General features: G+C 62.8%; 31 protein-coding genes. 15 read left to right on the top strand and 16 right to left on the bottom strand.

Translation table 11 applies throughout. The features are described 5' to 3' along the window. Nucleotides 1-395: 395 nt before the first annotated feature. The 5 genes from PKB_RS06270 to PKB_RS06250 form a co-directional block, all read right to left on the bottom strand. Nucleotides 396-770, bottom strand: a complete 375-nt coding sequence (locus PKB_RS06270; protein WP_043249974.1) for a PA0613 family protein — start codon at nt 768-770, stop codon at nt 396-398. Beyond that, nucleotides 767-2,989 (bottom strand): VapE domain-containing protein, encoded by a 2,223-nt coding sequence (locus tag PKB_RS06265; RefSeq protein ID WP_043257000.1) that lies wholly within the window; start codon nt 2,987-2,989, stop codon nt 767-769. Before PKB_RS06265 ends, PKB_RS06270 begins: the two co-directional genes overlap by 4 nt. A 20-nt stretch (nt 2,990-3,009) precedes the next feature. Further along, complete coding sequence (locus PKB_RS06260) at nt 3,010-3,219, bottom strand: TraR/DksA C4-type zinc finger protein (RefSeq protein ID WP_043249972.1); 210 nt, start codon at nt 3,217-3,219, stop codon at nt 3,010-3,012. Continuing rightward, nucleotides 3,212-3,721 (bottom strand): phage regulatory CII family protein, encoded by a 510-nt coding sequence (locus PKB_RS06255; protein WP_043249969.1) that lies wholly within the window; start codon nt 3,719-3,721, stop codon nt 3,212-3,214. Before PKB_RS06255 ends, PKB_RS06260 begins: the two co-directional genes overlap by 8 nt. A 295-nt stretch (nt 3,722-4,016) precedes the next feature. Beyond that, nucleotides 4,017-4,292, bottom strand: a complete 276-nt coding sequence (locus tag PKB_RS06250; protein ID WP_043249966.1) for a transcriptional regulator — start codon at nt 4,290-4,292, stop codon at nt 4,017-4,019. Between the two features lie 14 nt (nt 4,293-4,306). Here PKB_RS06250 and PKB_RS06245 point away from each other — a divergent pair, with 14 nt between their 5' ends. The 8 genes from PKB_RS06245 (at nt 4,307) to PKB_RS06210 (ending at nt 8,503) form a co-directional block, all read left to right on the top strand. Continuing rightward, on the top strand, nt 4,307-5,113 hold the full coding sequence (locus PKB_RS06245; protein WP_197539243.1) for a LexA family protein: 807 nt from the start codon (nt 4,307-4,309) through the stop codon (nt 5,111-5,113). A gap of 254 nt (nt 5,114-5,367) precedes the next feature. Next, nucleotides 5,368-5,958 carry a hypothetical protein gene (locus PKB_RS06240; RefSeq protein WP_043249963.1) on the top strand — a complete coding sequence of 197 codons (591 nt, stop codon included), beginning with the start codon at nt 5,368-5,370 and terminating at the stop codon, nt 5,956-5,958. 8 nt (nt 5,959-5,966) lie between these two features. Beyond that, entirely contained in the window at nt 5,967-6,260 is a 294-nt protein-coding gene (locus tag PKB_RS06235; RefSeq protein WP_043249961.1) for a phage antirepressor KilAC domain-containing protein, read from the top strand. Further along, nucleotides 6,250-6,453 carry a hypothetical protein gene (locus tag PKB_RS06230; RefSeq protein WP_043249960.1) on the top strand — a complete coding sequence of 68 codons (204 nt, stop codon included), beginning with the start codon at nt 6,250-6,252 and terminating at the stop codon, nt 6,451-6,453. The genes PKB_RS06235 and PKB_RS06230 overlap by 11 nt, the downstream gene beginning before the upstream one ends. A 3-nt stretch (nt 6,454-6,456) precedes the next feature. Beyond that, nucleotides 6,457-6,909 (top strand): hypothetical protein, encoded by a 453-nt coding sequence (locus PKB_RS06225; protein WP_052355194.1) that lies wholly within the window; start codon nt 6,457-6,459, stop codon nt 6,907-6,909. After that, entirely contained in the window at nt 6,906-7,223 is a 318-nt protein-coding gene (locus PKB_RS06220; protein ID WP_043249957.1) for a pyocin activator PrtN family protein, read from the top strand. The genes PKB_RS06225 and PKB_RS06220 overlap by 4 nt, the downstream gene beginning before the upstream one ends. Nucleotides 7,224-7,289: 66 nt before the next feature. Then, nucleotides 7,290-7,964 (top strand): hypothetical protein, encoded by a 675-nt coding sequence (locus tag PKB_RS06215; RefSeq protein ID WP_043249955.1) that lies wholly within the window; start codon nt 7,290-7,292, stop codon nt 7,962-7,964. Continuing rightward, nucleotides 7,961-8,503, top strand: a complete 543-nt coding sequence (locus PKB_RS06210) for an HD domain-containing protein (RefSeq protein ID WP_043249953.1) — start codon at nt 7,961-7,963, stop codon at nt 8,501-8,503. The genes PKB_RS06215 and PKB_RS06210 overlap by 4 nt, the downstream gene beginning before the upstream one ends. Nucleotides 8,504-8,856: 353 nt before the next feature. Here the strand turns inward: PKB_RS06210 and PKB_RS06205 are convergent, their stop codons facing one another. After that, a complete protein-coding gene (locus PKB_RS06205; RefSeq protein ID WP_156957996.1) occupies nt 8,857-9,474 on the bottom strand; it encodes a hypothetical protein in 618 nt (205 codons plus the stop codon). A 71-nt stretch (nt 9,475-9,545) separates the two neighbouring features. Between PKB_RS06205 and PKB_RS06200 the strand changes: the two genes are divergently transcribed. The 4 genes from PKB_RS06200 to PKB_RS06195 all read left to right on the top strand — a co-directional run bounded on the left by PKB_RS06200 (nt 9,546) and on the right by PKB_RS06195 (nt 11,248). Beyond that, nucleotides 9,546-9,866, top strand: a complete 321-nt coding sequence (locus PKB_RS06200; protein WP_043249950.1) for a hypothetical protein — start codon at nt 9,546-9,548, stop codon at nt 9,864-9,866. After that, the gene (locus PKB_RS30290; RefSeq protein WP_277914514.1) at nt 9,859-9,981 is read left to right on the top strand and encodes a hypothetical protein; all 123 of its coding nucleotides are present in this window, start codon (nt 9,859-9,861) and stop codon (nt 9,979-9,981) included. Before PKB_RS06200 ends, PKB_RS30290 begins: the two co-directional genes overlap by 8 nt. A 74-nt stretch (nt 9,982-10,055) precedes the next feature. Then, nucleotides 10,056-10,259: a DUF4224 domain-containing protein gene (locus tag PKB_RS28985; RefSeq protein ID WP_084166584.1), complete on the top strand. Its 204-nt coding sequence runs from the start codon at nt 10,056-10,058 to the stop codon at nt 10,257-10,259. Then, complete coding sequence (locus PKB_RS06195; protein WP_043256993.1) at nt 10,259-11,248, top strand: tyrosine-type recombinase/integrase; 990 nt, start codon at nt 10,259-10,261, stop codon at nt 11,246-11,248. Before PKB_RS28985 ends, PKB_RS06195 begins: the two co-directional genes overlap by 1 nt. On the opposite strand, the gene PKB_RS06190 is transcribed toward PKB_RS06195, so the two are convergent. Further along, nucleotides 11,245-11,724: a hypothetical protein gene (locus PKB_RS06190; protein WP_043249949.1), complete on the bottom strand. Its 480-nt coding sequence runs from the start codon at nt 11,722-11,724 to the stop codon at nt 11,245-11,247. The two genes, PKB_RS06195 and PKB_RS06190, sit on opposite strands and share 4 nt — an antisense overlap. A gap of 295 nt (nt 11,725-12,019) precedes the next feature. Here PKB_RS06190 and mutS point away from each other — a divergent pair, with 295 nt between their 5' ends. Both mutS and fdxA read left to right on the top strand, forming a co-directional pair. After that, a complete protein-coding gene (gene mutS, locus PKB_RS06185) occupies nt 12,020-14,587 on the top strand; it encodes a DNA mismatch repair protein MutS (RefSeq protein ID WP_084166583.1) in 2,568 nt (855 codons plus the stop codon). Between the two features lie 66 nt (nt 14,588-14,653). Next, a complete protein-coding gene (fdxA, locus tag PKB_RS06180; protein WP_043249946.1) occupies nt 14,654-14,977 on the top strand; it encodes a ferredoxin FdxA in 324 nt (107 codons plus the stop codon). A gap of 422 nt (nt 14,978-15,399) precedes the next feature. Here fdxA and rpoS read toward each other — a convergent pair whose 3' ends face one another. The 8 genes from rpoS to PKB_RS06140 all read right to left on the bottom strand — a co-directional run bounded on the left by rpoS (nt 15,400) and on the right by PKB_RS06140 (nt 22,451). Next, entirely contained in the window at nt 15,400-16,404 is a 1,005-nt protein-coding gene (gene rpoS / locus PKB_RS06175) for an RNA polymerase sigma factor RpoS (protein WP_043249944.1), read from the bottom strand. 94 nt (nt 16,405-16,498) lie between these two features. Beyond that, complete coding sequence (locus PKB_RS06170; RefSeq protein WP_408004227.1) at nt 16,499-17,353, bottom strand: peptidoglycan DD-metalloendopeptidase family protein; 855 nt, start codon at nt 17,351-17,353, stop codon at nt 16,499-16,501. Between the two features lie 83 nt (nt 17,354-17,436). After that, complete coding sequence (locus tag PKB_RS06165) at nt 17,437-18,072, bottom strand: protein-L-isoaspartate(D-aspartate) O-methyltransferase (protein ID WP_156958117.1); 636 nt, start codon at nt 18,070-18,072, stop codon at nt 17,437-17,439. A gap of 22 nt (nt 18,073-18,094) precedes the next feature. Further along, nucleotides 18,095-18,853, bottom strand: coding sequence for a 5'/3'-nucleotidase SurE (gene surE / locus PKB_RS06160; protein ID WP_043249942.1), 759 nt, complete (start codon nt 18,851-18,853; stop codon nt 18,095-18,097). Beyond that, entirely contained in the window at nt 18,841-19,899 is a 1,059-nt protein-coding gene (truD, locus tag PKB_RS06155) for a tRNA pseudouridine(13) synthase TruD (RefSeq protein ID WP_043249941.1), read from the bottom strand. The genes surE and truD overlap by 13 nt, the downstream gene beginning before the upstream one ends. Further along, a complete protein-coding gene (gene ispF, locus PKB_RS06150) occupies nt 19,896-20,369 on the bottom strand; it encodes a 2-C-methyl-D-erythritol 2,4-cyclodiphosphate synthase (RefSeq protein WP_043249940.1) in 474 nt (157 codons plus the stop codon). The genes truD and ispF overlap by 4 nt, the downstream gene beginning before the upstream one ends. Nucleotides 20,370-20,428: 59 nt before the next feature. After that, nucleotides 20,429-21,286 carry an S-formylglutathione hydrolase gene (gene fghA, locus PKB_RS06145; RefSeq protein WP_043249939.1) on the bottom strand — a complete coding sequence of 286 codons (858 nt, stop codon included), beginning with the start codon at nt 21,284-21,286 and terminating at the stop codon, nt 20,429-20,431. 52 nt (nt 21,287-21,338) lie between these two features. Further along, nucleotides 21,339-22,451 (bottom strand): S-(hydroxymethyl)glutathione dehydrogenase/class III alcohol dehydrogenase, encoded by a 1,113-nt coding sequence (locus PKB_RS06140; protein ID WP_043249938.1) that lies wholly within the window; start codon nt 22,449-22,451, stop codon nt 21,339-21,341. A 187-nt stretch (nt 22,452-22,638) separates the two neighbouring features. Between PKB_RS06140 and PKB_RS06135 the strand changes: the two genes are divergently transcribed. Next, nucleotides 22,639-23,529: a LysR substrate-binding domain-containing protein gene (locus PKB_RS06135; RefSeq protein ID WP_043249937.1), complete on the top strand. Its 891-nt coding sequence runs from the start codon at nt 22,639-22,641 to the stop codon at nt 23,527-23,529. An 11-nt stretch (nt 23,530-23,540) separates the two neighbouring features. Here PKB_RS06135 and PKB_RS06130 read toward each other — a convergent pair whose 3' ends face one another. Beyond that, nucleotides 23,541-24,122 carry a hypothetical protein gene (locus PKB_RS06130; protein WP_043249936.1) on the bottom strand — a complete coding sequence of 194 codons (582 nt, stop codon included), beginning with the start codon at nt 24,120-24,122 and terminating at the stop codon, nt 23,541-23,543. Nucleotides 24,123-24,130: the final 8 nt, after the last annotated feature.

The raw sequence follows: 24,130 nt of genomic DNA, 5'->3' as shown, positions 1-24,130 counted from the left end.
GCATGGCAACAAGGCGCCCCGGCTGCCATATACGCAATGCATAGGCAATGCAGCAGGAATGCACCGGCAATCCGCCGGCAATAGTTCAATCTGGCTTCCAGCGCCTCCGGCGCTGTGTCCCACCTGACTCACCAGTTTTTATAGGTGAGTCACCCTCAAGCCCTACTCTCTCTAGGTGTGTCCCACCTACCCCACCTAAATGGAAGATTTGTATATATGCACGCGCGAGCGCGCGGACACACGCTGCGCGCACATATGCGCGCCTCATGCCCGCCTAGCGCGCAGAGCCTGTGGACAAGTGGGGAGGTGGGACACAGCGAGGAATGACGTGGGGTTGCCGTGCCCCACGTCAAAAGCGCGTGTGAGGCAGGTGGGACACAAACAAAAAGCGCGCCTCATGCGGCGCGCTTCCGTTGGATCAGGTGCCCCTCGATGAGGAGGTGCGCCCGGTGGAGTCGTCGGTAGAACTGCGCGGCACTGCATCCGCACGCTTCCCACCGCTGTCGCTCCAGGCTGTCGTAGTTCGTGTAGCGTTCGATCACGACCTGGCGTTCCCTAACCGGCAAGAGCTTGAAGACGATCAGCTCGATCTCGGCCGACTCATCTAGCAACACTCGGCTGCCGCGTGTGCTGCGAATCAGCTCACCACGGCAGGCGATCAGGGTAGCAAGCATGCTGCCGCCACCGCCACCCCCAAGCGCTTCCACTCCCTCCGGCGGATGAAGCTCGGCCGCCCACAGCTCCAGCGCTTCGTCGATGTACTTGATCATAGGACGGGCTCCCTTGCGGCCAAGGGGATCTGCCCCTTGGGCTTCCAGCTCTCCGGGCGGATGTACGCATAGGGCCGCACACCGTAGCGCCCAAGCGGCGCCATGCGCCGACGCTTCCAACCCAGGCGGTGCATCACCTGGCCAATCCGCGTCTGCTCCGGCTTACCCCAGTGGCTGGCCTCGATGTTCAGCGCCTTCTCCAGCAGCACGTCGCCGCTGATGCTCTCGCATAGGTTGTCCTCCAGGTACTTCACAATGCGCGGCTCCCAGGCGTCGCCGGTGAAGCGCGCGTCCTGCTCGGCCTCGAACATCGCTTTCTCGCCGTCCTGCGGCCACCAGGGCTCGCCGTCCTGATACAGCGCGTAGGCCTCCGCCCAGAGCTGATCGCGCACCTCGCGCAGGCCAGCCAGATCCACCCGCGTGCAGAGGATCGGCCAGTACCGGCGGTTGCCGGTCGGGTCGCGCAAATACTCGTCCTGGTTAGTCGTACCCGCGAAAACACACTGGCGTGGCAGGCGGATAGTTCTCCGCCCATAGCTGGGCCGGAAGATGTCCACCGAGGCACCAAAGAACGACTTGGCCTTGGTGCTCTCCACCTTGTTCAGCGCGTCCAGCTCGGCCAGCTCGACGATCCACATGCCCTGAATCGACTGATAGGCGTCCTTGTCGCCAAGCGGGATCGGGGTGTCCATGAACCAATCGCCGCCCAGCACGGCCAGCGAGCTAGACTTGCGCAGGCCCTGGTCGCCCTCAAGGATCAGCACGCAGTCCGCCTTGGCGCCCGGCACCATGACTCGCGCCACCGCCGACACCAGGTAGCGCATGCCCATGATGTCGGGGTACTCCGGGCAGTCGGACAGCGTCTGCGCGCCCATGTAGTCCCGCAGCCAGGAACCAAGGCGCGGCGTCCCGTCCCACTTCAGCCCCTTCAGGTAGTTCTGGACCGGGTGGAACTGGTTGTCGTGCGCGACGACCGAAACGGCTTCCAGTACCTGCACGGACTTCACCAGCAGCCCGTACTTCTCGGCCAGCCAGTTGGCCGTGCGCGTGTCATCCAGATCGCTCCACTCTCCAACGCCACCCCCATAGGGCGCGGCCTTGCGCTTCATCGTGCGCGCGGCGAAGGTGTCCTCACCGATGACCCCAGCCCACTCTTCATCGTTCTGCAGGATCAGCGTCACGTTGTAGACGTGCGACATCAGGGCGCCCTTCGGGGTGCGCTGGAGGAAGAACATCCATTCAGCGTCCGCCGGTGGCTTCACCATCGCCATGACCTGGCGACGCACTGCATCAAGGCCCTCGCTCACGTGCAGGTCGTTGAAGTCGGTCCACTTCTCGCCCCGCTCGCCCGAGAACACCGGCACCACCACGCGGCCACCCACCAGGTGCGCGGCGTGCTCGGCCTTCTCCACGCCCGGGTTCCAGGCCTCGCCCTTATGGTTGGTGGTCTTCCAGTCGTCGTCGGCGCAGAACACGAAGCGCCGCGCCGGGAAGCGCTCGCGCATGACCTCGGTCACCGGCAACAAGTTGCCGGCGTCGAAGCACACCACCACGCACAACCCGGTCGCCATGTGCAGGCTTGCGCCGGTGGCGTAGCCCTCACAGATCAGCAGCGTCTCGCCCGGCCCCGGCTCAGGGCCGAGCAGGTGGAAGGCGCCCTGCTTTTCCAGGCCGGGCGGCCAATAGCGCTTGGTCAGGCCGTCCTCGTCCGGCTGGCCGAGCAGCACCTGCAGGCCGACCAGCTTGCCGGTCACCGTGACCATCGGGACGAGCGCGGTGTCAGGCTTGCGCCCGAAGCGCAGGCCCACCGCCACCACCTGCTTGCGCTCCAGGTAGCTGCAGCGCCCACGCTCGGACAGGGTCTTCCAGATCCCCTGCGCACGGCGCGAGGCCGAGGCCTGACGGCGCACACGCTTCGCCAGTTCGGCCTGTTGGGCCGCCTCGACTCGGGCGCGGATCACCTTGCGGTCGTCTTCGCTCATCCGCCCACCGACGGGCTTGAGCTTGTGGAAGGAGCCCTTCTCACCCTCGCGCCAGGACCCGAAGGCCCCGGCATAGAAGGTGCGCCCCTCGTTGACGTGCTCGTAAATGACGTAGAAGCCGGTCTTGGCCTTGCCCTTGTCGCCTGCCGCACGACACCGGACGCGCTTCCCGGGGATCAGCGGCGTCTCCGGTTCAAGGCCTCCATCCACCAGCTGGGCAAGCACGTCATCCATCAACGTGTGCTTGTCCACCATGGTCACCTCCGCTGTGCTTCGAGGATGGTCTGGCACTCGATGCAGTGCACGCAGCCCTGCCCAGCCAAGGCAACCAGGCGGGCCGGCGGGATAGGATCGCCGCACTGGTGGCACTCTTCGGAGATCTCCACTACGGCAGGCTTGCGCGCGGCGAGCCGCTGCTCCTGCTGCTGCAGCACGTGGTCGTTCGCAATGTCGGCGATGTCAGCCATGGGCGCGATCCTCCTCGTGCTTCTTGCGCACGGCGGCGCCGAGCTTGAACACGGCCTGCACCAGGCGCTCGGTCAGCGCCTCGAACTCGGCCAGCTCGGTGTCGCTCAGCACGTCGTCATCCAGGCTCTGCGAAAGGTGCTGCGTCAGCTCGCCCTCGCGGCTGAGCATTTCGCTGATGCCAGCCAGCAGCGACCTCGGGGTATCGGTAGCGCGCAGATCGGATACGTCGATGCCCACCCAGCCGATGGGCTGAAGGATCGCCTCGACAATGCGGGAGTCGCGAGTGACATCCAGGATCAGGTCCAGATCGCGGATGTTCGGCGTGTGCGTGGTGTTGGTCAGACTCAGCTTATGGCTGAGTGTGATGGCGCTGGTGCCGTCGATGGCAGCCAGGGCGGTGGCACCGCCAGGGTAGTCGTGCGCTGCGTGGTACAGCGCTTGCGGGAGGGTCAACAGCGTCCGGCGCGCACGCTCGGTCTGTCCAAATCGGGCTCGGCCCATGGCAATCACTCCTAAAGTCTGCCAGTGACCGCGCCGAAGCCTGTTGATAAAGTTGCGGCGTGGTCACTCGTCAGGTGGTCACTTGCAGCGGTTGATCTGTGATGGAGAGACCGCCGCACCCCAGGCAAGGCCCTCGCTCCGCGAGCACCCTGCCGAAACAGCCTGCTTATCTGTGGTGGAGAGTCAGGCAACCCAGGACATCCGTGTCTTGGCCAGCGCGGAGAGGGCGATCTACAAGGGTCGCTCTCTCTGCGCCCCTAAAGCACCGTGGTGAAGTGCTCTCGGGAATCCAGCGTCAAGCCGCCAGCTTTTGAGCGAGCAACGCTGCCGAGTCATCGACCTTTGGGCCGAATACGTCCGGGCGGAGGTCATGCCTGCTCACCCCGGTCAGCGCCTCAACTTTCAGCACCACCTCGGCCGGGCAAAGCCCGCTGCTGCGGAGGTGATGGGAAATCATCTGCTGGGAAAGCTGGACCCCAAAGACTGCGAGCTTTCGCGACAGCTCAGACTGACCGCCGGCCTCGCTGATAGCCCGCTCGAAGGTTTCTTTCATCTGTTCACGAGTTGACATGGAGGTTTCCTCGAATGGAGCTGCCACTCAATCTACAAACAAAACTGTTAACAGGCAACAGGCATTTTTGTTTGAACAGCAACAAAGGCGTTTGTAGTTTTGTCAGCATGAATACGCCAACTGAACGCCAAGCCGTCATCGCCGCCCTATTCCGCAAAAGACGCGAAGAACTGAAGCTGTCTCAATCTGAGGTAGCCAAAGGAGTGCGCGAGCTCTTGGGCGGCGAGGTTTTCACTCAGCAGTCGTATGCCGCGATAGAAAAGGGAAAGACCAAGCACTCCAAGTACCTGGCCCCGATAGCACGCGTGCTCGGAATACCGCCCCAGGCGGTCGACCCGTCATACCCCGGACCAAACATGGTCAAGGACACGGTGATCGCCTACGGCGAAAAGGCCACAGTAGTAGGTCCGGCAGGGAGAAAGTTGCCAGTGGTTGGCTCAATCGCAGCAGGCTCATGGGTCGAAGCTATCGACCTTTTCCAGCCAGGTGATGCAGAAGAATGGATCGATTCACCAGGTCCTGTCGGGCCCGGTGCGTTCGTGCTTATCGTGGAAGGCATCAGCATGAAGAACCCGAACGGCCCGGTTAGCTTCGAAAGCGGCGACCGAGTCGTGATCGACCCATCCATTGAGGCGCAGACCGGGGACTTCGTTGCCGCAAAGCTGACCGGCTCGAATAGGGTCACCTTCAAGCGCCTCCAGTGCGAAGACGGCGAGTGGTACTTGGAGGCTATAAACCCGGGCTGGGACCCACGCTACATCCGCATGTCAGAGGAATGGCACATCTGCGGAAAAGCCATGTGGCGAGTTCAGAAGTTGTAACCCTCACAATCAGACTACAAACAAAACTGTTGACCACCCTACAGGACAACTTGTAGTTTTGCCTCGTCTCTCCACCACAGAGCCGAGGCAATCATGCATACCAGCACGCTGCACGCACTCCCGTCGTGCACTCCTACCCGAGTCTTTGAACTCCGTCGCGCCGCCCAAGCCATGGGCGTCCGCTACATCCCCGGCAAGCCACGCCTGAACAGCACCAAGGCCGCCCCCTCCACCCCCTTCGGAGGCGACGCGGCATGAGCCAGGTATTCACCCTCTCCGACCAATCGCTCGCACTCATGACCGAGCAGCTGAACTTCAGCGGCGCCTTCAACCACACCTGCCGTTCGGCCTACAGCCGCCACCAGATCCAGCTGAAGATGAAGGTGGAGCGCGCAGTAGCCGAAACTGCGGTGACCATCATCATGGGCGGCGAGAAGCACAGCATCACGCTGACTACCGGCGCCGCCGGCAACTCGCGCACCCTCGCCGACTTCGTGGAGGCCATCGCCAACGGCCGCGTTGACTCGGCCGAGCCGGAACCGCCGCGCCTGCAGCTCGTCCAGTCCGAGCCCGAGTCGGCCCTGGACACCGCCCAGCAGACAGCCGTCGCCCTGCTGACTCGAAAGGGCGGGCACCTCCAACTCGACGTAGGCCTGGAACACCCGATCCACGTCGCCGTGCATCGCACCTACACCTGCGAGGGAATAACCGTGATCACCAGCATCGGCGAGCGCAAACCGCGCACGGCTTGCTGGACCGCACGCGGCGACCATCAGGAGGTGACCAAGCGCCTGCTGCAGTCCATCGAGCACCTAGTGGCACTCGCCACCCCGAAGGCGGCGTGAGGTGAACGATGAAGGACCTAACCCTGCAGGAAACCGCCAAGCAGCTGAAGACGACCCGCCCGAAGCTGATCGCGCTCATGCGCGAGAAGGGGCTGCTGAACGACCAGAACCTGCCCGCTCACCCAGTGCGCGACCGCCTTTACCTGAGCATCCACGAGGGCAGCTGGATGCACGACAAGCTCGGCATGCAGTACAGCCGCAGCACACGTGTACGCCAGGCGGGGCTGCGCTGGCTGGAGGAGAAGCTGGGCATCCAGCGCGACCTGCCACCACCAACGCCGGATCGCCGCGATGTCGCATAAGCCCTTTCTGGTGATCGATGGCGTGGCGCTCTTTCCACGCCGACCGAGGGAATACGTCGCCGCCATCCTCCAGCTCAAGACGCTGGAGGAGCGCCGCGCCGCCCTCGCGGAATGCCCGGAAGAGTGGCAGGACCTGATCCGCACCCAGCTGGTGATCGCCTGGGACCACCCACAACGCAACAAAGCAGGCTGACCTATGAAAGACATCAAGCTACTCGACGAGACCCTGATCTCGCTGCTGCGCATGCCCGAAGACCAGCGCACCGCCGAGGTGATCAAGAGTCACCTGACCCTTGCCAGCGTCGCCGCCGGCCTGAAGCCGGAAGGCCTGACGGACCTGCAGCTGGAGCAGATGCAGCTGGCCAGCGCCGCAGCTCTCCTCGCCGGCCAGCTCGGCGAGAGCTTCACCTACCGCACCAACCTGCGCATCGGCCCCGACCTGAACGGCGTGGAGCTGTTCGCCTCCATTGAGGCTGGCGACACCCGTTTCACCGGCTTCGGCCACACCGCGGCCGGCGTGCTGGCCCAGCTGCGCGAAGCCATTGCTGCGCATGGCCTCACTCCCCCTGTGAAGCTGAAGCAACCACGAGAGGCCAACCGTAGCCCGCTCCGACACCTTCCCCGCCATCGACGTAAGGAGCCTGCATGAGCCAACCCGACCAACAACAGCTGCGCCTGCCAGTCCAAGCCCGACAGGCGACTGTGGAACTACTGTTCCGCACCTTCGGCACGGTCCTGATCCCCCTGGAAGACCTCCGCGCACGCTATTTCCGCAACCTCAACAGCGAGCGCTTCGAGCGCGTCATCGGCACCGAACGACTGCCCATCCCAGTCACCACCCTGGACGGCAGCACCAAGGCCCAACGCTTCGTCGAGATCCACCAGCTGGCCGCGCACATCGAGCAGTGCTCAAGCCAGGCCGACGCGGATCTGGAGCGACGCCTGAATAAGCAAGACGAGTAACGGACAACCACCTGACAACCGCAGCAGCTGCCACCACCAGCCAGCGGAACCATGAGGAGAACCACTATGGAATTCACCACCACGCAGATCATCGCCACGGCGATCATCCTGGCGTTTATCGCCATCGTTGCCGGCATCGCCTACTGGTCCGGCCACCGAGCCGGCAAAGAAACCGGATACAGCGAAGGTCGCACCACTGCCACCAACTACTGGCGCCCGCTGATCGCGACGAAGATCGCCCAGCGCGACGAGGCCCAGCGCCTGCTCGACTGCCGTAACCGCGAGCTGAAGGCCCTGCGCACCAACATCGAGATCGAAGCCGACGACCACGCCGAGGTCTTGCGCGGCCTGCAACACCGCCTGGCCGCCGCTACCACGCTGACGCCGGAGGACCGCGCCGTCCTGCAGGCCATCGCCTCGAAGTTGAACCTGGCGGCCGACACCTGGGCAGGCTTGCGCGCCAACGACCACGCAGGCGCCGCACGAGTTCAGGCCGAATACGCCGCCGCTCTGGCCGAGCGTGCCGGTACTGAACCTCAGGATCACCCTGACACCCTGCTGATCGAATGGCTGGACCTGGAAGCGACGGTCCATGCCGACCACGAGTGCGCCGAGCTGCGCTTCATGGTCTGCACCCGCCCCGCAGGACATGCCCACGTGCGCGACATCATCCGCCTCGGCATGCAGCAGGCCGCCGATATCGAGCAGAACCACCAGGCAACCTTGGAGGCCTCGGCATGAGCTGGATTCTCACCCGTACCGGCCGCCGCTTCGACCTGCTCGAACCGGCCGCCCACATGATCGAGCCAGCCGACATCGCCCACAGCCTGGGCCGGCAGTGCCGCTTCAACGGCCACACCCTGACCCACTACAGCGTCGCCCAGCACTGCTACATCGTCGCGGACCTGGTGCCCGTCGAGCACCAGCTCGCCGCCCTGCTGCATGACGCGACCGAGGCGTACGTCGGCGACTTGGTCAGCCCGCTCAAGCAGGTTCTGCCGGAGTACCGCCAGATCGAGCTGCGGATCTGGCACGCCATCTGCGCCCGATTCGACCTCGACACCGAGCTGCCGCCCAGCGTGCACGACGCCGACCTGATCGCCCTGGCAACCGAGCGCCGAGACGTGATGCCAGCCCACGGCGACGCCTGGGTCTGCCTCGCCGGAACCCAGCCGATGCAGGCGCGCATTCGCCCATGGAGCGCCGAGGAATCGTCGCAGCACTACTTCACGCGCCTGCAGGATCTGCTGGCCACCACCCACCGGAGGGCCGCTGCATGACCCCTCGCATCCCGGCTCGCCGCGTAGCGGCACAAGATCAGGGCTGCGCCCTGGCACCCGCCACCCTGAGCACCAAAGCCCCGGCTGCGCGAAAGCGCGGCGGCGGCCTGGCACGTCGCTGCCTGCTGACACTGAGCCTCGCAGGCCGCCCCTCGATGCCCGAGGGTGGCGCTATAGAAAGCCTCTGCTGCGCAGCAGCAGGCATATTCCTACCCAAGCCCCAAGTCCACGCAGGGGTCGCATACCCCACGACACGCGTGCGCCGAGGCGCAAAAGATGCTGCATCGCTTCGCTCCCCCACTGCGCCGCACGCGCAGCTTGTCGAGGGGTATAAGCAGGTCAGTGAAGCTCAGCTAGCCGGGGTCGTGAATGTTTTTCGTTCGCTCATTTGCAGGCAACCCTTGCTCAAGCTTGACGATCTCCTTCCAGCACAACTCGACATTCCGCTTGTAGTACCCCCAAAGCTGCCGCAGCGCCTCCTCTCCATCTCCCTGCTTACTGGAAAACTTGTCCAGATTAGCGATGACGGCGGGCAGGTTCTGCCGCAATTGGTGTGTAAGGGCCACTCGACGCGGATCATGATCATCATCAAACGTGGTGTTCAGCCTAACCAGCACCCTGCTCATCGACTCAATGTCGCTACGAGCATCGAAGCCCTTGAAGATGCCGCTGGGAAACATGAACTCCAACCGACCGTTGATCTCATGAGCCGTGTAGTACAGCCGTCGAGTAAGACCCAAGTTCTTCCTGAAATCATCGGACTCGCGCCTGCGCCCCTCCCGCCAGGGAAGCCACAGGGCAATGCCCAAGCCGATGAGGCTACCAACCGCCTGGACCCAACCGGACGCATTGCTGCTACTCCAGGGCCAACTGAAAACCCAAATCGCCAGCACAACAGCAAACGGCGACAGCAACGCACCAATCAACAGGCTGCGCGGGCGCAACTTGATCGTGAATTCGTTTGGAAGCATGGCCATCCCCTTGCCATCAATAGTGCTCGCAGCATGCCGATGGCCGTCGTCAGGGTCCAGGGGGTGGCAGCATGAGCATCAATACCCAAGAACTGGCGACCGCACTGAACATCGTGGACGGCTGGCTGATGAGCGCCGAATGCACCATCCGCATCACCGAGTGCCGCAAATGCGTTACCGGAGCGCGTAGCGCGCTGGCCAAGGCGATCAAGGGGCTACAGCTGCGGCTTCCTAAATCCGAGGCGGGCGGGCCGCTCTATTCCGAGGGCATCTGCGACGATGGCGCAGCAATCCTGAGAAACGGCATGCCGGTGCCAGTCACCGAAATCATCGATCTACTGAACCGCTGCGCGCACCCGCCGGCCAATATCGAAGGAGATAGCCATGCGTAACGCCCTGCTCTACGCCGGCAGCGCTATTGCGCTGGTCTTCGCCGTGATCGGCTTTTGCATCATCGTGCCGGTGATTCCGGCGTTCATGTACTGGGAGTGGGGGTGTCATCTGTGAGCCGTCAGACCAAGCAGAACCCGAACCGCACCGCAGCGCGGCCTGGGGCCAACTCCCCACAGACCTGGGAAACGATGGTGTTTCTGTCAGAGGCCGAACTGCAGACGCTTTCAGGCAAGCAGAAGCCATCCGCGCAGGCGCGATGGCTGAGGGCCGAAAAGATCCCACATATGATTGGAGGGGACGGGAAACCTAAGGTGCTGCGAGAAAAAGTTCTCGAGCGCCTGGGCGGTACCGTCGCGACTGAACAGGCACCACAGCTACAGTGGGCATCCTGATGCGACCCAGAAAGAAAGATCGACACCTGCCTGCAAAGGTCTACCAGAAGCACGGCGCCTTCTACTACGTCCATCAGGGCAAGTGGGAGCGCCTTGGCAGCACGCTGGAGGCAGCACTGAAGGAATACGCCAAGAAAGTTGCGCCGAGGTCCGGAGGCGCCATGCCCGACTTGATCGACGAAGTCCTGCGGCACATCAGCCCGAACCTCGCATCCAACACGGTGACGCAGTACACCACATTGGCCGAGCGACTGAAGAAAATCCTGGCGCAGTTCAATCCTGACCAGGTCTTGCCGCGCCACGTTGCAGCCATCAAGGCCGAGCTAGCCGGCACGCCGAACATGGCCAATCGAATGCTCAGCTTCCTGCGCACCGTGTTCAGCTATGCGGTGGAATGGCAGCGGGTCGACGCCAACCCATGCATCGGCATCCGACGGCACGTCGAGAAGAAGCGCGAGCGCTATATCACCGATGACGAGTTCCTAGCGATCTGCGCGGTATCGACCGAAAACATGCGCGTGATCTACCAGATGGCCTACCTGACCGGCCAACGCATCAACGATGTGCTCGGCATCAAGCTGTCCGACATCAGTGACGAGGGCATAGCTTTCAAGCAGCAGAAAACAGGCAAGCGCCTGATTGTCGCCATGACGCCTGACATCGACGATGTGATCACACGAACCAAAGCCCTGCCCCGCTCAGCACGGGGCCTCACCCTGTTCACCACCCGGACCACCTGCAAGCCGGTGATTTACGAGACGGTCAAGCAGCAGTTCAAGAAAGCGTGTGAGCGTGCCGGGGTTAAAGACGCCACCCTGCATGACCTTCGCGCCAAGGCAATCACCGACACCAAAAACCAGGGGAACAATCCGCAGTTGCTGGCAGGTCACAGCGACCCGCGAATGACCGACCGCTACATCCGACTTCGGGAGATAGATATTGCAACTGGGCCTGCACTTTCCCGACGAGCCATTCCGAAGCAGTCCTAATTTGAAGCCTCACGCCCCCGCGCGAGGGACGTTATGGCAAGGACAATGATGCTTACGGCCATGCCGCCAAGCAGCCATTTGTTCTGGTCATATATTCTGTCAACGCTAGCGGCCATCGCAGCCTGGTGGGTCAGTTGGCTCGCCTTCACACTATCTAAATCCCGCTGCAATAGGGGTATCTCAAGAGCCTTCGCTGGGCTCGCCATGATGGCAGTCTCAAGCTTTCCAAGGCGCTGATCCAGCGAGTTCATTTGCTGTTTCAAATCGTCAATCTTCAGCGCCAACTGCTGATCGCTTGGAAGCGGCGCAGACTGGAAAACCGCCCTCTTAAGCTGATCAACGTCCTCCTTCAGCAACGTGACGTCCACTTTCAACGAATCTTTGCTTTCGGAGCCTTGAAGAAGCCTCGTTGCTTGGCGATTAGCATCTTCCAGGGACGAAAAGAGCGTCCATGAAGTCGATACGACCGTGATCATTAGGGCTGCCATCGGAAGCCCCCAAGCGACCAACCATCCCAATTTAAGTCTGGAAGCAGATTCAGATGACTCAGCCAATTGTGTTTCGCCCTTCATTGATTCAATCAGTTATGGCCACGCGAACCCTATCGTATTGCCTTGGGAAAGGACGCTCGAAACGATACGCTATGCGTTTTTCCCATGACGGCTCGCAGCCTCTCTAGCCTACGCATCGTACCCGACGAACGGTCGGCATGATCGATAAGTATTAGACAGGCAGCGTTCGTCAAATAGACGTTTTCACCTAAGTGATTGAATGAACGATCTTTCTCAGCACACCCCAATGATGCAACAGTACTGGAAGCTGAAGAATCAGCATCCGGACCAACTGATGTTCTATCGCATGGGTGACTTCTACGAGCTGTTCTACGAGGACGCCAAGAAGGCCGCCAAGCTGCTCGACATCACCCTGACCGCCCGAGGTCAGTCGGCGGGCAATGCCATCCCGATGGCCGGAATTCCCTTCCACTCTGCCGAGGGCTACCTGGCCAAGCTGGTCAAGCTCGGCGAGTCGGTGGTGATCTGCGAGCAGATCGGCGATCCCGCCACCAGCAAGGGTCCGGTGGAGCGCCAGGTAGTGCGCATCCTCACCCCTGGAACCGTGAGCGACGAAGCTCTCCTCGACGAGCGCCGCGACAACTTGCTGGGTGCCGTCCTGGGTGACGAACGACTGTTCGGCCTCGCCGTACTGGACATTACCAGCGGCAGGTTCAGCGTCCAGGAAATTCGTGGCTGGGAACCGCTGCTGGCCGAGCTCGAACGCCTCAACCCGGCGGAACTGCTGATTCCCGACGACTGGCCAACCGGCCTCCCGGCGGAAAAACGCCGCGGCGCACGCCGTCGCGCGCCCTGGGACTTCGATCGCGACTCGGCGTTCAAGAGCCTGTGCCAGCAGTTCGGCACCCAGGATCTGAAAGGCTTCGGTTGCCAAGATCTCACCCTGGCCATCGGTGCTGCCGGCTGCCTGCTCGGTTATGCCAAGGAAACCCAACGTACCGCCCTGCCGCACCTGCGCAGCCTGCGCCATGAGCGCCTGGACGATACAGTCGTGCTGGACGGTGCAAGCCGTCGCAACCTCGAGCTGGACATCAACCTCGCCGGCGGTCGGGACAACACCCTGCAATCGGTGGTGGACCGCTGCCAGACCGCCATGGGCAGCCGCCTGCTGACCCGCTGGCTGAATCGCCCTCTACGCGACCGCGCGATACTCGAAGCACGCCAGGAATCCATCGCTTGCCTGCTCGAGCGCTACCGCTTCGAGAACCTTCAGCCACAGCTGAAGGAAATTGGTGATGTCGAGCGCATCCTCGCGCGTATCGGTCTGCGCAACGCCCGTCCCCGCGACCTTGCGCGCCTGCGTGATGCCCTGGCCGCACTGCCGGCGCTGCAACATGGCATGAACGAACTGGAAGCCCCGCACCTGGGCGAACTGGCCTCCAGTATCCGCACCTATCCGGAGTTGGCGGACCTGCTGGCACGAGCGATCATCGACAATCCGCCAGCAGTCATCCGCGATGGCGGAGTAATCAAGCGCGGTTACGACGCGGAGCTGGACGAGCTGCAAACGCTCAGCGAGAACGCCGGCCAGTACCTGATGGACCTGGAAATTCGCGAGAAAGCCCGCACTGGGCTGCCTAACCTCAAGGTGGGCTACAACCGCATCCATGGCTACTACATCGAACTGCCAAGGGTCCAGGCTGAACAGGCTCCGGCCGACTACATCCGCCGCCAGACGCTTAAAGGTGCAGAGCGCTTTATCACCCCGGAACTGAAGGCCTTCGAAGACAAAGCGCTTTCCGCGCAAAGCCGCGCACTGGCTCGCGAGAAGCAACTGTACGAAGAGTTGCTCGAACTGCTGATCGCCCAGCTTGCGCCGCTGCAGGACACCGCAGCAGCCCTAGCCGAACTGGACGTACTGGCCAACCTGGCCGAGCGCGCTCTGCATCTTGATCTGAACCGCCCACGATTCGTCGAGGAGTCGGGTATTCGCATCGAGCAAGGCCGCCATCCGGTGGTGGAGCAGGTGCTGGACACCCCCTTCGTGGCCAACGATCTGACGCTCGATGAAGACACGCGCATGTTGGTAATTACCGGTCCGAACATGGGTGGTAAATCCACCTATATGCGCCAAACGGCGCTCATCGTGCTCCTCGCGCACATTGGTAGTTTCGTTCCGGCGGCGAAGTGCGAGCTGTCGCTGGTGGACCGCATTTTCACTCGGATCGGCTCTTCCGATGACCTCGCCGGCGGCCGCTCGACCTTCATGGTGGAAATGAGCGAAACCGCCAACATTCTGCACAACGCCACCGACCGCAGCCTGGTGCTGATGGACGAAGTCGGACGCGGCACCAGCACCTTTGACGGTCTTTCGCTGGCCTGGGCGGCAGCGGAGCATCTGGCCAAGCTGCGCGCATTCACCCTGTTCGCCACTCACTACTTCGAACTGACGGTGCTGCCAGAAAGCGAACCCGTGGTCGCCAACGTCCATCTCAACGCCACTGAGCACAATGAGCGGATTGTCTTCCTGCACCATGTGCTACCCGGGCCGGCCAGCCAGAGCTACGGCCTGGCCGTCGCGCAATTGGCAGGCGTTCCCGGCATGGTGATCCAGCGCGCCCGCGAACACCTTGCGCGCCTGGAAACCACCAGCCTGCCTCACGAACATCCGCGCCAGGAGCTCGGCAAGCCTGCAGTGCCCATGCAGAGTGACCTCTTCGCCAGCCTGCCACACCCGCTGATCGATGAATTGGCGCGCATCCAACCCGATGATCTGACGCCCCGCCAGGCACTCGATCTGTTATATGCATGGAAGATGCGAGTCTGACGGACGCGCCTACAAGCTGCTAGAATCGCGCGCGCTGTGCCGCCCGCCTGAGGAGAGAATTAGAAAATGACCTTCGTCGTCACCGACAACTGCATCAAGTGCAAATACACCGACTGCGTGGAAGTCTGCCCGGTCGACTGCTTCTACGAAGGCCCGAACTTCCTCGTCATTCACCCTGACGAGTGCATCGACTGCGCGCTCTGCGAGCCGGAATGCCCGGCCCAGGCGATCTTCTCGGAGGACGAAGTGCCCGAGAACATGCAGGAGTTCATCGAGCTGAACAAGGATCTGGCTGACGTCTGGCCAAACATCACCGAGAAGAAAGACCCTCTCGCCGACGCGGAAGAGTGGGACGGTGTAGCCGACAAGCTGAAGCACCTGGAGCGTTGATCGCACCCGCAAGGCCCGCCAAGAGCGGGCCTTGTTGTATCTGGGCGGTACTTTTCTGCAGGCAAAAAAAAGGGGCGGGATTAACCCGCCCTTTTTTTCCCTACCCCATCATCCTGATGAGTCGCATCCCGCGACGTCCTGGCCGAAGTCCTTTTCGACCCGCGTCATTCCGTGTACGCAGGGGTGATATTAATGATCTGCCAATACGTCGCAAGGCGACGAAATGTCACCGGGCACAGCCTATCGCCCGCGGACCACATTAATAAATCCATTAAAAACAATAGCTTAGAATGAGTCAGCGTTGCACATCCCTTTTTCGGGCAGGCAAAAGCGACAATTACTCACAGCACGTGTAAGCAAAGGCTTACAACGCGCGCATAAAAAAGCCCGAATCACTCCGGGCTCTTTCATCTGATCACCTGTTACTGGAACAGGGCGTCGCTCGACAGACCGTTCTTCTCGAGGATCTCGCGCAAGCGCTTGAGAGCCTCGACCTGGATCTGGCGCACCCGTTCGCGCGTCAGTCCAATCTCCTGCCCCACTTCCTCGAGGGTGCTGCTTTCGTGGCCGCGTAGACCAAAGCGGCGGATCACCACTTCGCGCTGCTTGTCGGTCAGCTCGGACAGCCACTGGTCGATGCTCTCGCTCAGATCATCATCCTGCAGCAGTTCGCAGGGATCCGTCGGGCGGTCATCGGTCAGGGTATCGAGCAGGGTTTTATCCGAATCCGGCCCCAGGGAGACATCGACCGAAGTGACACGCTCGTTGAGACCGAGCATGCGCTTGACCTCGTCCACCGGCTTCTCGAGAAGATTGGCGATCTCTTCGGGAGAGGGTTCATGGTCCAGCTTGTGGGTGAGCTCACGCGCCGCCCGCAGGTAGACGTTGAGCTCCTTGACCACATGGATCGGCAAACGAATGGTGCGAGTCTGATTCATGATGGCCCGCTCAATGGTCTGTCGAATCCACCAGGTCGCGTAGGTAGAGAAGCGGAAGCCGCGCTCCGGGTCGAACTTCTCCACCGCACGAATCAGACCGAGATTGCCTTCTTCGATCAGGTCGAGCAGCGATAGCCCCCGATTGACATAGCGTCGGGCGATCTTCACCACCAGGCGCAGGTTGCTCTCGATCATCCTCCGCCGGCCGGCAGGGTCGCCCTTCTGGGCCAGGCGCGCGAAGTGGACTTCTTCTTCGGGCGTCAGCAGAGGCGAGAAACCGATTTCGTTGAGATACAGCTGGGTAGCATCCAGTGCCCGGCTGTAGTCGATATGCTTGTGCTGCTTCAGTGAAGACAGAGAGGTTGTTTTGGGAGTGACTTGAAGGGAGACCTGCTCTTCGGCAAGTGACTCTTCGAAAGAGATGGCGGGCTCCAGCAACAGCAGCTCGTCATCCAAGTCAAACTCCGGCCCTTCTTTCTTGAGTGCCATATCGTTATCCCTTGCTGAGTTCGACAACAAGTTCAGGCGATTCCATATCCTTGGGACGCCTGAACCCGCTCACCCACGCAGGGAGCGACAACGATCAACGAGGTGGCAAGTACTGCAGAGGGTCTACGGGCTTGCCTTGGCGGCGAATCTCGAAGTGCAGCTTCACCCGGTCCGTGCCCGTGGAGCCCATCTCGGCAATGTTCTGCCCGACTTTGACTTGTTGCCCTTCCCGAACAAGCAGCCTCCGGTTGTGGCCGTAGGCGCTGACGTAGGTATCGCTGTGCTTGATGATCACGAGTTCGCCGTAGCCCCGCAAACCACTACCGGCGTACACAACCGTACCATTCGACGCAGCCAAGACAGGCTGGCCCAATTGCCCGGCTATATCAATCCCTTTATTCAAACTCCCGTTTGATGCAAAGCGACCTATCAGAGTACCGCTGGTCGGCCACACCCAACCTTCTGCCCCCTTGCCTACCGCCGGGGAAGTGGCGGTAGTTGCGGAAGATGGCGGAATAATGGCGGCTTTCGCCGTCTCGCTCTTCGGCGGCTGCTGAACACTGGTTGCGGACTTGGTTACCACGACCGGAGCGACAGGCGGGGTATTTTTAGCGACAGACGACTGAGGTGCCGCTTTTCCGTCGAAGCGGATCGTCTGGCCCGGGCGAATGGTATAGGGCGCAGGGATATTGTTGTGCGCAGCCAGGGCTTTCCAATCCCATCCATAGCGGAAGGCGATCGAATAAAGGGTGTCGCCACGGCGTACCTGGTACTGGCCGTTGGTCACAGGGGCACGGGTTGGTTCGGCGCTCTGCTGTACCGAAGAGGAGGAGCTGCTGCTGCGCGTAGACGAACAGGCAACCATCAGGGAGCAGAGGACGACCGCCAGCATCAGCCGGCAAGCGCCCTGGATCCAATTCCGTTGTGCAAGGGCTGCGTTCAGGCTCACCCCTTCCCCCTTATCCATTTCAAACATGCCCGGCTACTGCCGGTATTCTCCGCTGCGGCTCAGGCCGACAGTCGCATCCTGGACTAGCCCAGCGGGCCATTGAGTAGAGGGACGAAACGCACCGAGTCCAGGGTGCTGCGCTGGAAGCCGTCGTCGGTTCGCACTATCAGCATCAGCTGCTGCACCTCTCCGCTCCCCACCGGAATGACCAGGCGTCCGCCCGGTGCCAGTTGGTCTAGCAGTGCCTGAGGCACCTCGGCAGCCGCCGCGGTAACTATGATGCCGTTGTACGGTGCCAGCGCCGGCCAGCCTTCCCAGCCGTCCCCCCAGCGAAAGACAACATTTCTCAGGTTTAGCTCCGCAAGGCGCTCCTTGGCACGATCCTGCAGCGCCTGGATGCGCTCGACGGAGAAGACGCGCTCGACCAGTTGCGCCAGCACGGCGGTCTGGTAGCCGGAGCCAGTACCGATCTCCAGCACCTTGTCCAGCGGACCGGCCGCCAGCAGCAACTCGGTCATCCGCGCCACCATGAACGGCTGGGAGATTGTCTGGTTATGCCCGATCGGCAGCGCGGTGTCTTCGTAGGCCCGGTGCGATAGAGCTTCATCGACGAACAGATGGCGCGGCGTACGGCGAATGACTTCGAGTACATGGGCGTTGGACAGCCCTTCCTCGTACAGACGCTGAATCAGGCGCTCCCGCGTCCGCTGCGAGGTCATGCCAATTCCGCGGCGCGTCAGGTCATCGGCCATGCTCGAGCCCTCCGATCCAGTCCTGCAGGCCATTGAACGCCTCATGGAAGGTACGGTCCAGCTGCAGAGGAGTAACGGATACGTACCCCTGCATCACGGCATGGAAGTCAGTGCCTTCTCCACCATCTTCGACATCGCCGGCAGCGGCAATCCAGTAGCCTTCCTTGCCGCGCGGATTGACCACCTTGACCGGCGCGGCAGCGCGCTTGCGGTGGCCCAGGCGAGTCAGGCGGACTCCGCGGATGCGCTCCAGCGGCAGGTTAGGCACGTTGACGTTGAGCACGCTACGCGGCGGCAGGTCGAGCTGCTCGTGGTTCTGCACCAGCAGGCGCGCGTAGTGCATCGCGCTGTAAAGATTGTCCGGCTGCCGCGAGAGCAGCGAGAAGGCGAAAGCCGGCCGCGACAGGAAGCGCCCTTCGATAGCGGCTGCCACAGTTCCGGAATAGAGCACGTCATCGCCGAGGTTGGCGCCCAGGTTGATGCCCGAGACCACCATGTCCGGCAAGGTCTCGAGCAAGCCGTTCAGGCCCAGGTGCACGCAATCGGTCGGCGTACCGTCGATACCGATAAATCCGTTGCTCAGGCGCTGCGCGTGCAGCGGCCGGTCCAGCGTCAGCGAACTGCTGGCGCCGCTACGATCCTGTTCGGGAGCGACCACCACGCACTCGGCGTGTTCGCTCAGCGCGTCGTAAAGCGCGGCGATACCGGGCGCGTTAACCCCGTCGTCGTTGGCAATCAATATGCGCATGGGTTTTCCATCTGCCCCGCCGGTATCAGATCGACCAGCTCGCGCACGACGACGGTGGCGAAGCAGCCTGCCGGCAGGACGAATTCCAGTTGCAGAATGTCAGGGCCGGGATAATGCCATGCCAGACTCTGGATGGGGAGGCGCAGGATACGCCGTTCGTGCACCAGGTCCGCATCGCCCAGCCATTGGCAAAGTGCCATTTCGTCAGCGCCGATGGCATTCTCCTGCTCGGCGGTCCGGCCGGCAGCAGGCGACGCGCCCTTGCCCCAGAGCGGCCCCGTCGGATGCAGGTCCAGAATAGCCAGGCGCGGATCGGCGCATTCCGCCTCGCCTGCCGGGAAGAAGCTACGGCTGTCGGTGAAGGCCAGCAGGTCGCCGACTCGGGCGCGATTCCAGTCCCCCTCGGCCACCCGTTGGGCAAGCACCTGATTGAAGAGGAAGCTGCGTCCGGCCGAGAGCATTCGCGAGCGCAGATTGCGCTGCTCCGGAAGGATGCCGCGCTCGGCACAACTGCGCGCATCGACGACGTTGCCGCCGTCATGACCAAAGCGCTGGCTGCCGAAGTAGTTGGGCACGCCTTCGCGAGCGATGCGCTGCAGGCGCTCTTCCAGCGCTGCCTTGTCGGCGCTCAGCTGGGTCAGGCGCAGGCAGAAACCATTGGCCGAATGGGCGCCGCGCTGCAGCTTGCGCTGGTGCCGGGTGCGCTGGAGGATGCGCAGCGAATCATCTTCGGCGGCGGTCAGATCGGGATCGGCCTTGCCCGGCAGGTGCAGGCTGAACCACTGCCGGGTCAGCGCCTGGCGATCCTTGAGCCCGGCGTAGCTGATCATCCGTTGCGAGACGCCGGCGGCGCGGGCCAGGCGGCGAGCCGCTTCCTCGGTGTTCAGCCCGCGTTTTTCGACCCACAGCCAGAGGTGCTCGCCATCACCGGATAGCGGGATGTCCAGCACCTCGTCGACCTGGAAGTCCTCGGCCACGGCCTTGAGCACTGCCTGCCCGCAGGGTTCGCCATGGGCGCGAGGGCCCAGCAGTTCCAGCTCGGTCATGGGCGGACCAGCAAAGCCACGGCATGCACGGCGATGCCCTCTTCGCGACCGGTGAAGCCGAGCTTCTCGGTGGTAGTGGCCTTGACGTTTACCTGATCCACCTCGACCTCGAGATCGGCAGCGATATTCGCGCGCATGGCTTCGATATGCGGCGCCATTTTCGGCGCCTGGGCGACGATAGTGGCGTCGACGTTGCCGACCACGTAGCCCTTGCCCTTTACCAGGCTGACGACGTGGCGCAGCAATGCGCGGCTGTCGGCGCCTTTAAAGCGCGGGTCGGTATCGGGGAAGTGCCGGCCGATGTCGCCCAGGGCACAGGCCCCAAGCAGCGCGTCGGCCAGGGCGTGCAGCAGCACGTCGCCATCGGAGTGCGCGATGAGTCCGAATTTGTGCGAAATGCGCACACCGCCGAGGGTGATGAAGTCGCCTTCGCCGAAGCGGTGTACGTCGTAGCCGTGGCCGATACGCATGAAAAAACGCCCTGAAACTGTCAGGGCGTCGATTCTACCGGAAAGCCGCAGCGCCGGTGTCAGGCCGGCGCTGTCAGTGCTTGCGCGTGGTGTCGCAGGTGGTCATCGATGAAGCTGGCGATGAAGTAGTAGCTGTGGTCATACCCCGGGTGCAGACGCAGATTCAGCGGGTGCCCCACCGCCTCCGCCGCCTGGCGCAGGGCCTCGGGCTTGAGCTGCGTAGCCAGGAAGTCGTCGCGCTCGCCCTGGTCGACGAGGATCGGCAGGCGCTCGCTGGCCTTCGCCAGCAACTCGCAGGCGTCCCATTCGGCCCAGGCCGCTCGGTCTTTACCGAGGAAACGACCGAGGGCTTTCTGCCCCCAGGGGCAATCGCTTGGATGGCTGATCGGCGCGAAAGCCGACAGCGACTGATAGCGTCCCGGATTGCGCAAGGCGCAGACCAGCGCACCGTGTCCACCCATGGAGTGGCCGGCAATACCGCGGCGATGTGATACGGGGAAGTTGTCCTCGATCAGCGCCGGCAGTTCGTGCACCACGTAGTCGTGCATGCGGTAGTGGCGCGCCCAGGGTTCCTGGGTGGCGTTGACGTAGAAACCCGCGCCAAGGCCGAAATCCCACGCGCCGTCGGGATCGCCCGGCACGTCCGGGCCCCGCGGGCTGGTGTCCGGCGCCACAAGCACCAGGCCAAGTTCGGCAGCCATGCGCTGGGCACCGGCCTTTTGCATGAAGTTCTCGTCGGTGCACGTCAGCCCCGAGAGCCAGTAGAGCACTGGCAGCCCCGCCTCGGGCTCGGCCTGGGGCGGCAGGTAGACGGCGAACACCATGTCGCAGCCGAGCACTTCGGAGCGGTGGCGATAACGCTGGTGCCAACCGTCGAAGCTTTTCTGGCTGCTGATCAGCTCGATGGATTCCGCCATGGGAACCTCCTTCCTTCAGGGCCGGAGCGCTGGCGGCGCTCCGGCCGTCCCATCAGTAGTGGATGACCGAACGGATGCTCTTGCCTTCATGCATCAGATCGAAGGCCTCGTTGATCTTGTCCAGGCCCATGGTGTGGGTGATGAAGGTATCCAGAGGGATTTCACCCTTCTGCGCCTTTTCCACGTAGCTGGGCAGCTCGGTACGACCTTTCACGCCGCCGAACGCCGAACCGCGCCAGACGCGACCGGTGACCAGCTGGAACGGCCGGGTGCTGATCTCCTGGCCGGCGCCGGCGACACCGATGATGGTCGACTCGCCCCAGCCCTTGTGGCAGCACTCCAGGGCCGCGCGCATCAGTTGCACGTTGCCGACGCACTCGAAGGAGTAGTCCACGCCGCCGTCGGTCATCTCGACGATGACGTCCTGGATCGGCTTGCTGTGGTCTTTCGGATTGACGAAGTCAGTTGCGCCCAGCTCCTTGGCGATGTCGAACTTGGCCGGGTTGATGTCGATGGCGATGATCCGCGAGGCCTTGGCCATCTTGGCGCCGATGATCGCCGCCAGACCGATGCCGCCAAGGCCGAAGATGGCCACGGTGGAGCCCTCGGTGACCTTGGCGGTGTTGAGCACGGCACCGATACCGGTGGTGACGCCGCAGCCGAGCAGGCAGACCTTCTCCAGCGGCGCCTCTTTCGGGATCTTGGCCAGGGAGATTTCCGGCAGCACGGTGTACTCGGAGAAGGTCGAGCAGCCCATGTAGTGGTAGATCGGCTGGCCGTTGTAGGAGAAGCGCGTGGTGCCGTCGGGCATCAGGCCCTTGCCCTGGGTGGCGCGCACGGCCTGGCAGAGGTTGGTCTTGCCGGATTTGCAGAATTTGCACTCGCGGCATTCGGCGGTGTACAGCGGGATCACGTGATCGCCGACCTGCAGCGAAGTAACCCCCTCGCCCACCGCTTCGACGATGCCGCCACCTTCATGGCCGAGGATGCACGGGAACACGCCTTCGGAATCCTGACCGGACAGGGTGTAGGCGTCGGTGTGGCAGACCCCGGTGGCGACGATGCGAACCAGCACCTCACCCTTCTTCGGCGGCGCCACGTCGACCTCTACAACCTGCAGCGGCTGATTGGGGGCGAAGGCGACGGCGGCACGGGACTTGATCATCTCGAAACTCCTGGCGGATTGATGCGTGGGCTCCCGCCGCTGGGCGGAAGCGGCCGGCAAACGGCGCCGGCGGGAATTCGGCTGCCCGGCAGATGCACGGGATACAGCCTTGAAAGTGTAGAAAAGTGCCTGCCAGGGAATAATCAGGCAATAATCAAAATATTATTGCCATACAGGGACAATACAGATGAATCGCTGGGAAGGGCTCGACGAATTCGTCGCCGTAGCGGAAACCGGCCAGTTCACCGCGGCGGCCGAACGCCTGGGCGTCTCCTCCTCGCATGTCAGCCGGCAGATTGCGCGGCTGGAAGAACGCATGCAGACACGCCTTCTCTATCGCAGCACCCGCCGTGTCTCGCTGAGTGAAGCCGGGCAGACGTTCCTCCAGCACTGCCAGCGCCTGCAGGATGCCCGCGACGAGGCACTGCGCGCGGTCAGCGACCTCTCCGCCGAACCCAAGGGCCTGCTGCGCATGACCTGCGCCGTCGCTTACGGCGAGCGCTTCGTGGTGCCGCTGGTGAACGCCTTCATGGCCGACTACCCGCAACTGCGCGTCGAGATGGAACTATCCAACCGGCAACTCGACCTGCTCCACGAAGGTTTTGACCTGGCCATCCGCCTCGGGCGCCTCAGCGATTCGCGGCTGGTGGCCACGCGCATCGCGCCGCGAGTCATGTATCTCTGCGCCACGCCCGAATACCTGGCACGGCACGGCGCGCCGCAGTCGCCGGCCGAATTGCCGCAGCACAATTGCCTGATCGGCAGCAGCGACATCTGGACCTTCCTCGAGAATGGCCGGGAAACCCAGCACCGCGTCCAGGGCAACTGGCGCTGCAATAGTGGACAAGCAGTACTCGATGCCGCTCTGCGCAGCTTTGGCCTATGCCAGTTGCCGGACTACTACGTGCTCGAGCATCTGCAGCGAGGCCGCCTCGTCTCGCTGCTAGAGGAACATCAGCCGCCAAACACCGCGGTGTGGGCGCTTTATCCGCAGCAGCGGCATCTGTCGCCGAAGGTTCGCCAATTGGTGGACTTCCTGAAGGATGGCCTGCAACGCATTCATCCAGGAACGGCTTGAGTCCAACGCCGCTAGTGGCTCCGGGCCGAATCGTCGGCGCCAGCATGCCGACCGTGGCGATGCAGGAAGTCATGGATATGCGCTGGGAAACGCGAACCGACCCAGGCGAAGAGGCCGTACTTGAGCAGCTTGCCGACGAAGACCACCAGTAGCGCGCCTGGATAGTCCAGCGGGGCGTTGGCCAGCACCACCAACGCAGGCGTCTGCGGTAGCGGCGAGATGGATACGAGGAAGAGTGCCAGCAAGTGGTAGCTGTGGGTCCAGTCCATCACCCGCTGCCAGGTCGGGTCCTGCAACATCTGCGGGAAGTGAGCGTAGAGGCTGGCCCAGCCCATGTGGTGGGCAACGATCATCAGCAACAGCGCCCCCAGACTGCTTCCCAGCGCACAGAACAATGCGATGCCCAGCCAACGCCGTGGCACCAGCAGGACTGCCGGCACCACCACGGAGGTGATGGGGTAGATGGCGAACAGGGTGCCGACGAGGGCCAGCCCCAAGCACAGCCAGGGCAACTTCCAGCCGTCTCCGGCCCAGCGCAACATTCGGTGCAGAACGCCTTCGAGCCTGGGCAGGAACATCGCGAGGCGCTTCATGTCCAGCC

This window comes from Pseudomonas knackmussii B13, from assembly GCF_000689415.1.
GTDB lineage: Bacteria > Pseudomonadota > Gammaproteobacteria > Pseudomonadales > Pseudomonadaceae > Pseudomonas > Pseudomonas knackmussii.
This window is presented reverse-complemented; position numbering and strand designations above follow the sequence as displayed.

Coding starts and splice junctions, on each gene's coding strand:
- PKB_RS06270 (WP_043249974.1), bottom strand. CDS start 770: ATGATCAAGTACATCGACGAAGCGCTGGAGCTGTGGGCGGCCGAGCTT.
- PKB_RS06260 (WP_043249972.1), bottom strand. CDS start 3,219: ATGGCTGACATCGCCGACATTGCGAACGACCACGTGCTGCAGCAGCAG.
- PKB_RS06255 (WP_043249969.1), bottom strand. CDS start 3,721: ATGGGCCGAGCCCGATTTGGACAGACCGAGCGTGCGCGCCGGACGCTG.
- PKB_RS06250 (WP_043249966.1), bottom strand. CDS start 4,292: ATGTCAACTCGTGAACAGATGAAAGAAACCTTCGAGCGGGCTATCAGC.
- PKB_RS06245 (WP_197539243.1), top strand. CDS start 4,307: ATGGAGCTGCCACTCAATCTACAAACAAAACTGTTAACAGGCAACAGG.
- PKB_RS06240 (WP_043249963.1), top strand. CDS start 5,368: ATGAGCCAGGTATTCACCCTCTCCGACCAATCGCTCGCACTCATGACC.
- PKB_RS06235 (WP_043249961.1), top strand. CDS start 5,967: ATGAAGGACCTAACCCTGCAGGAAACCGCCAAGCAGCTGAAGACGACC.
- PKB_RS06230 (WP_043249960.1), top strand. CDS start 6,250: ATGTCGCATAAGCCCTTTCTGGTGATCGATGGCGTGGCGCTCTTTCCA.
- PKB_RS06225 (WP_052355194.1), top strand. CDS start 6,457: ATGAAAGACATCAAGCTACTCGACGAGACCCTGATCTCGCTGCTGCGC.
- PKB_RS06220 (WP_043249957.1), top strand. CDS start 6,906: ATGAGCCAACCCGACCAACAACAGCTGCGCCTGCCAGTCCAAGCCCGA.
- PKB_RS06215 (WP_043249955.1), top strand. CDS start 7,290: ATGGAATTCACCACCACGCAGATCATCGCCACGGCGATCATCCTGGCG.
- PKB_RS06210 (WP_043249953.1), top strand. CDS start 7,961: ATGAGCTGGATTCTCACCCGTACCGGCCGCCGCTTCGACCTGCTCGAA.
- PKB_RS06205 (WP_156957996.1), bottom strand. CDS start 9,474: ATGCTTCCAAACGAATTCACGATCAAGTTGCGCCCGCGCAGCCTGTTG.
- PKB_RS06200 (WP_043249950.1), top strand. CDS start 9,546: ATGAGCATCAATACCCAAGAACTGGCGACCGCACTGAACATCGTGGAC.
- PKB_RS30290 (WP_277914514.1), top strand. CDS start 9,859: ATGCGTAACGCCCTGCTCTACGCCGGCAGCGCTATTGCGCTGGTCTTC.
- PKB_RS28985 (WP_084166584.1), top strand. CDS start 10,056: ATGGTGTTTCTGTCAGAGGCCGAACTGCAGACGCTTTCAGGCAAGCAG.
- PKB_RS06195 (WP_043256993.1), top strand. CDS start 10,259: ATGCGACCCAGAAAGAAAGATCGACACCTGCCTGCAAAGGTCTACCAG.
- PKB_RS06190 (WP_043249949.1), bottom strand. CDS start 11,724: ATGATCACGGTCGTATCGACTTCATGGACGCTCTTTTCGTCCCTGGAA.
- mutS (WP_084166583.1), top strand. CDS start 12,020: ATGAACGATCTTTCTCAGCACACCCCAATGATGCAACAGTACTGGAAG.
- fdxA (WP_043249946.1), top strand. CDS start 14,654: ATGACCTTCGTCGTCACCGACAACTGCATCAAGTGCAAATACACCGAC.
- rpoS (WP_043249944.1), bottom strand. CDS start 16,404: ATGGCACTCAAGAAAGAAGGGCCGGAGTTTGACTTGGATGACGAGCTG.
- PKB_RS06165 (WP_156958117.1), bottom strand. CDS start 18,072: ATGACCTCGCAGCGGACGCGGGAGCGCCTGATTCAGCGTCTGTACGAG.
- surE (WP_043249942.1), bottom strand. CDS start 18,853: ATGCGCATATTGATTGCCAACGACGACGGGGTTAACGCGCCCGGTATC.
- truD (WP_043249941.1), bottom strand. CDS start 19,899: ATGACCGAGCTGGAACTGCTGGGCCCTCGCGCCCATGGCGAACCCTGC.
- ispF (WP_043249940.1), bottom strand. CDS start 20,369: ATGCGTATCGGCCACGGCTACGACGTACACCGCTTCGGCGAAGGCGAC.
- fghA (WP_043249939.1), bottom strand. CDS start 21,286: ATGGCGGAATCCATCGAGCTGATCAGCAGCCAGAAAAGCTTCGACGGT.
- PKB_RS06140 (WP_043249938.1), bottom strand. CDS start 22,451: ATGATCAAGTCCCGTGCCGCCGTCGCCTTCGCCCCCAATCAGCCGCTG.
- PKB_RS06135 (WP_043249937.1), top strand. CDS start 22,639: ATGAATCGCTGGGAAGGGCTCGACGAATTCGTCGCCGTAGCGGAAACC.
- PKB_RS06130 (WP_043249936.1), bottom strand. CDS start 24,122: ATGAAGCGCCTCGCGATGTTCCTGCCCAGGCTCGAAGGCGTTCTGCAC.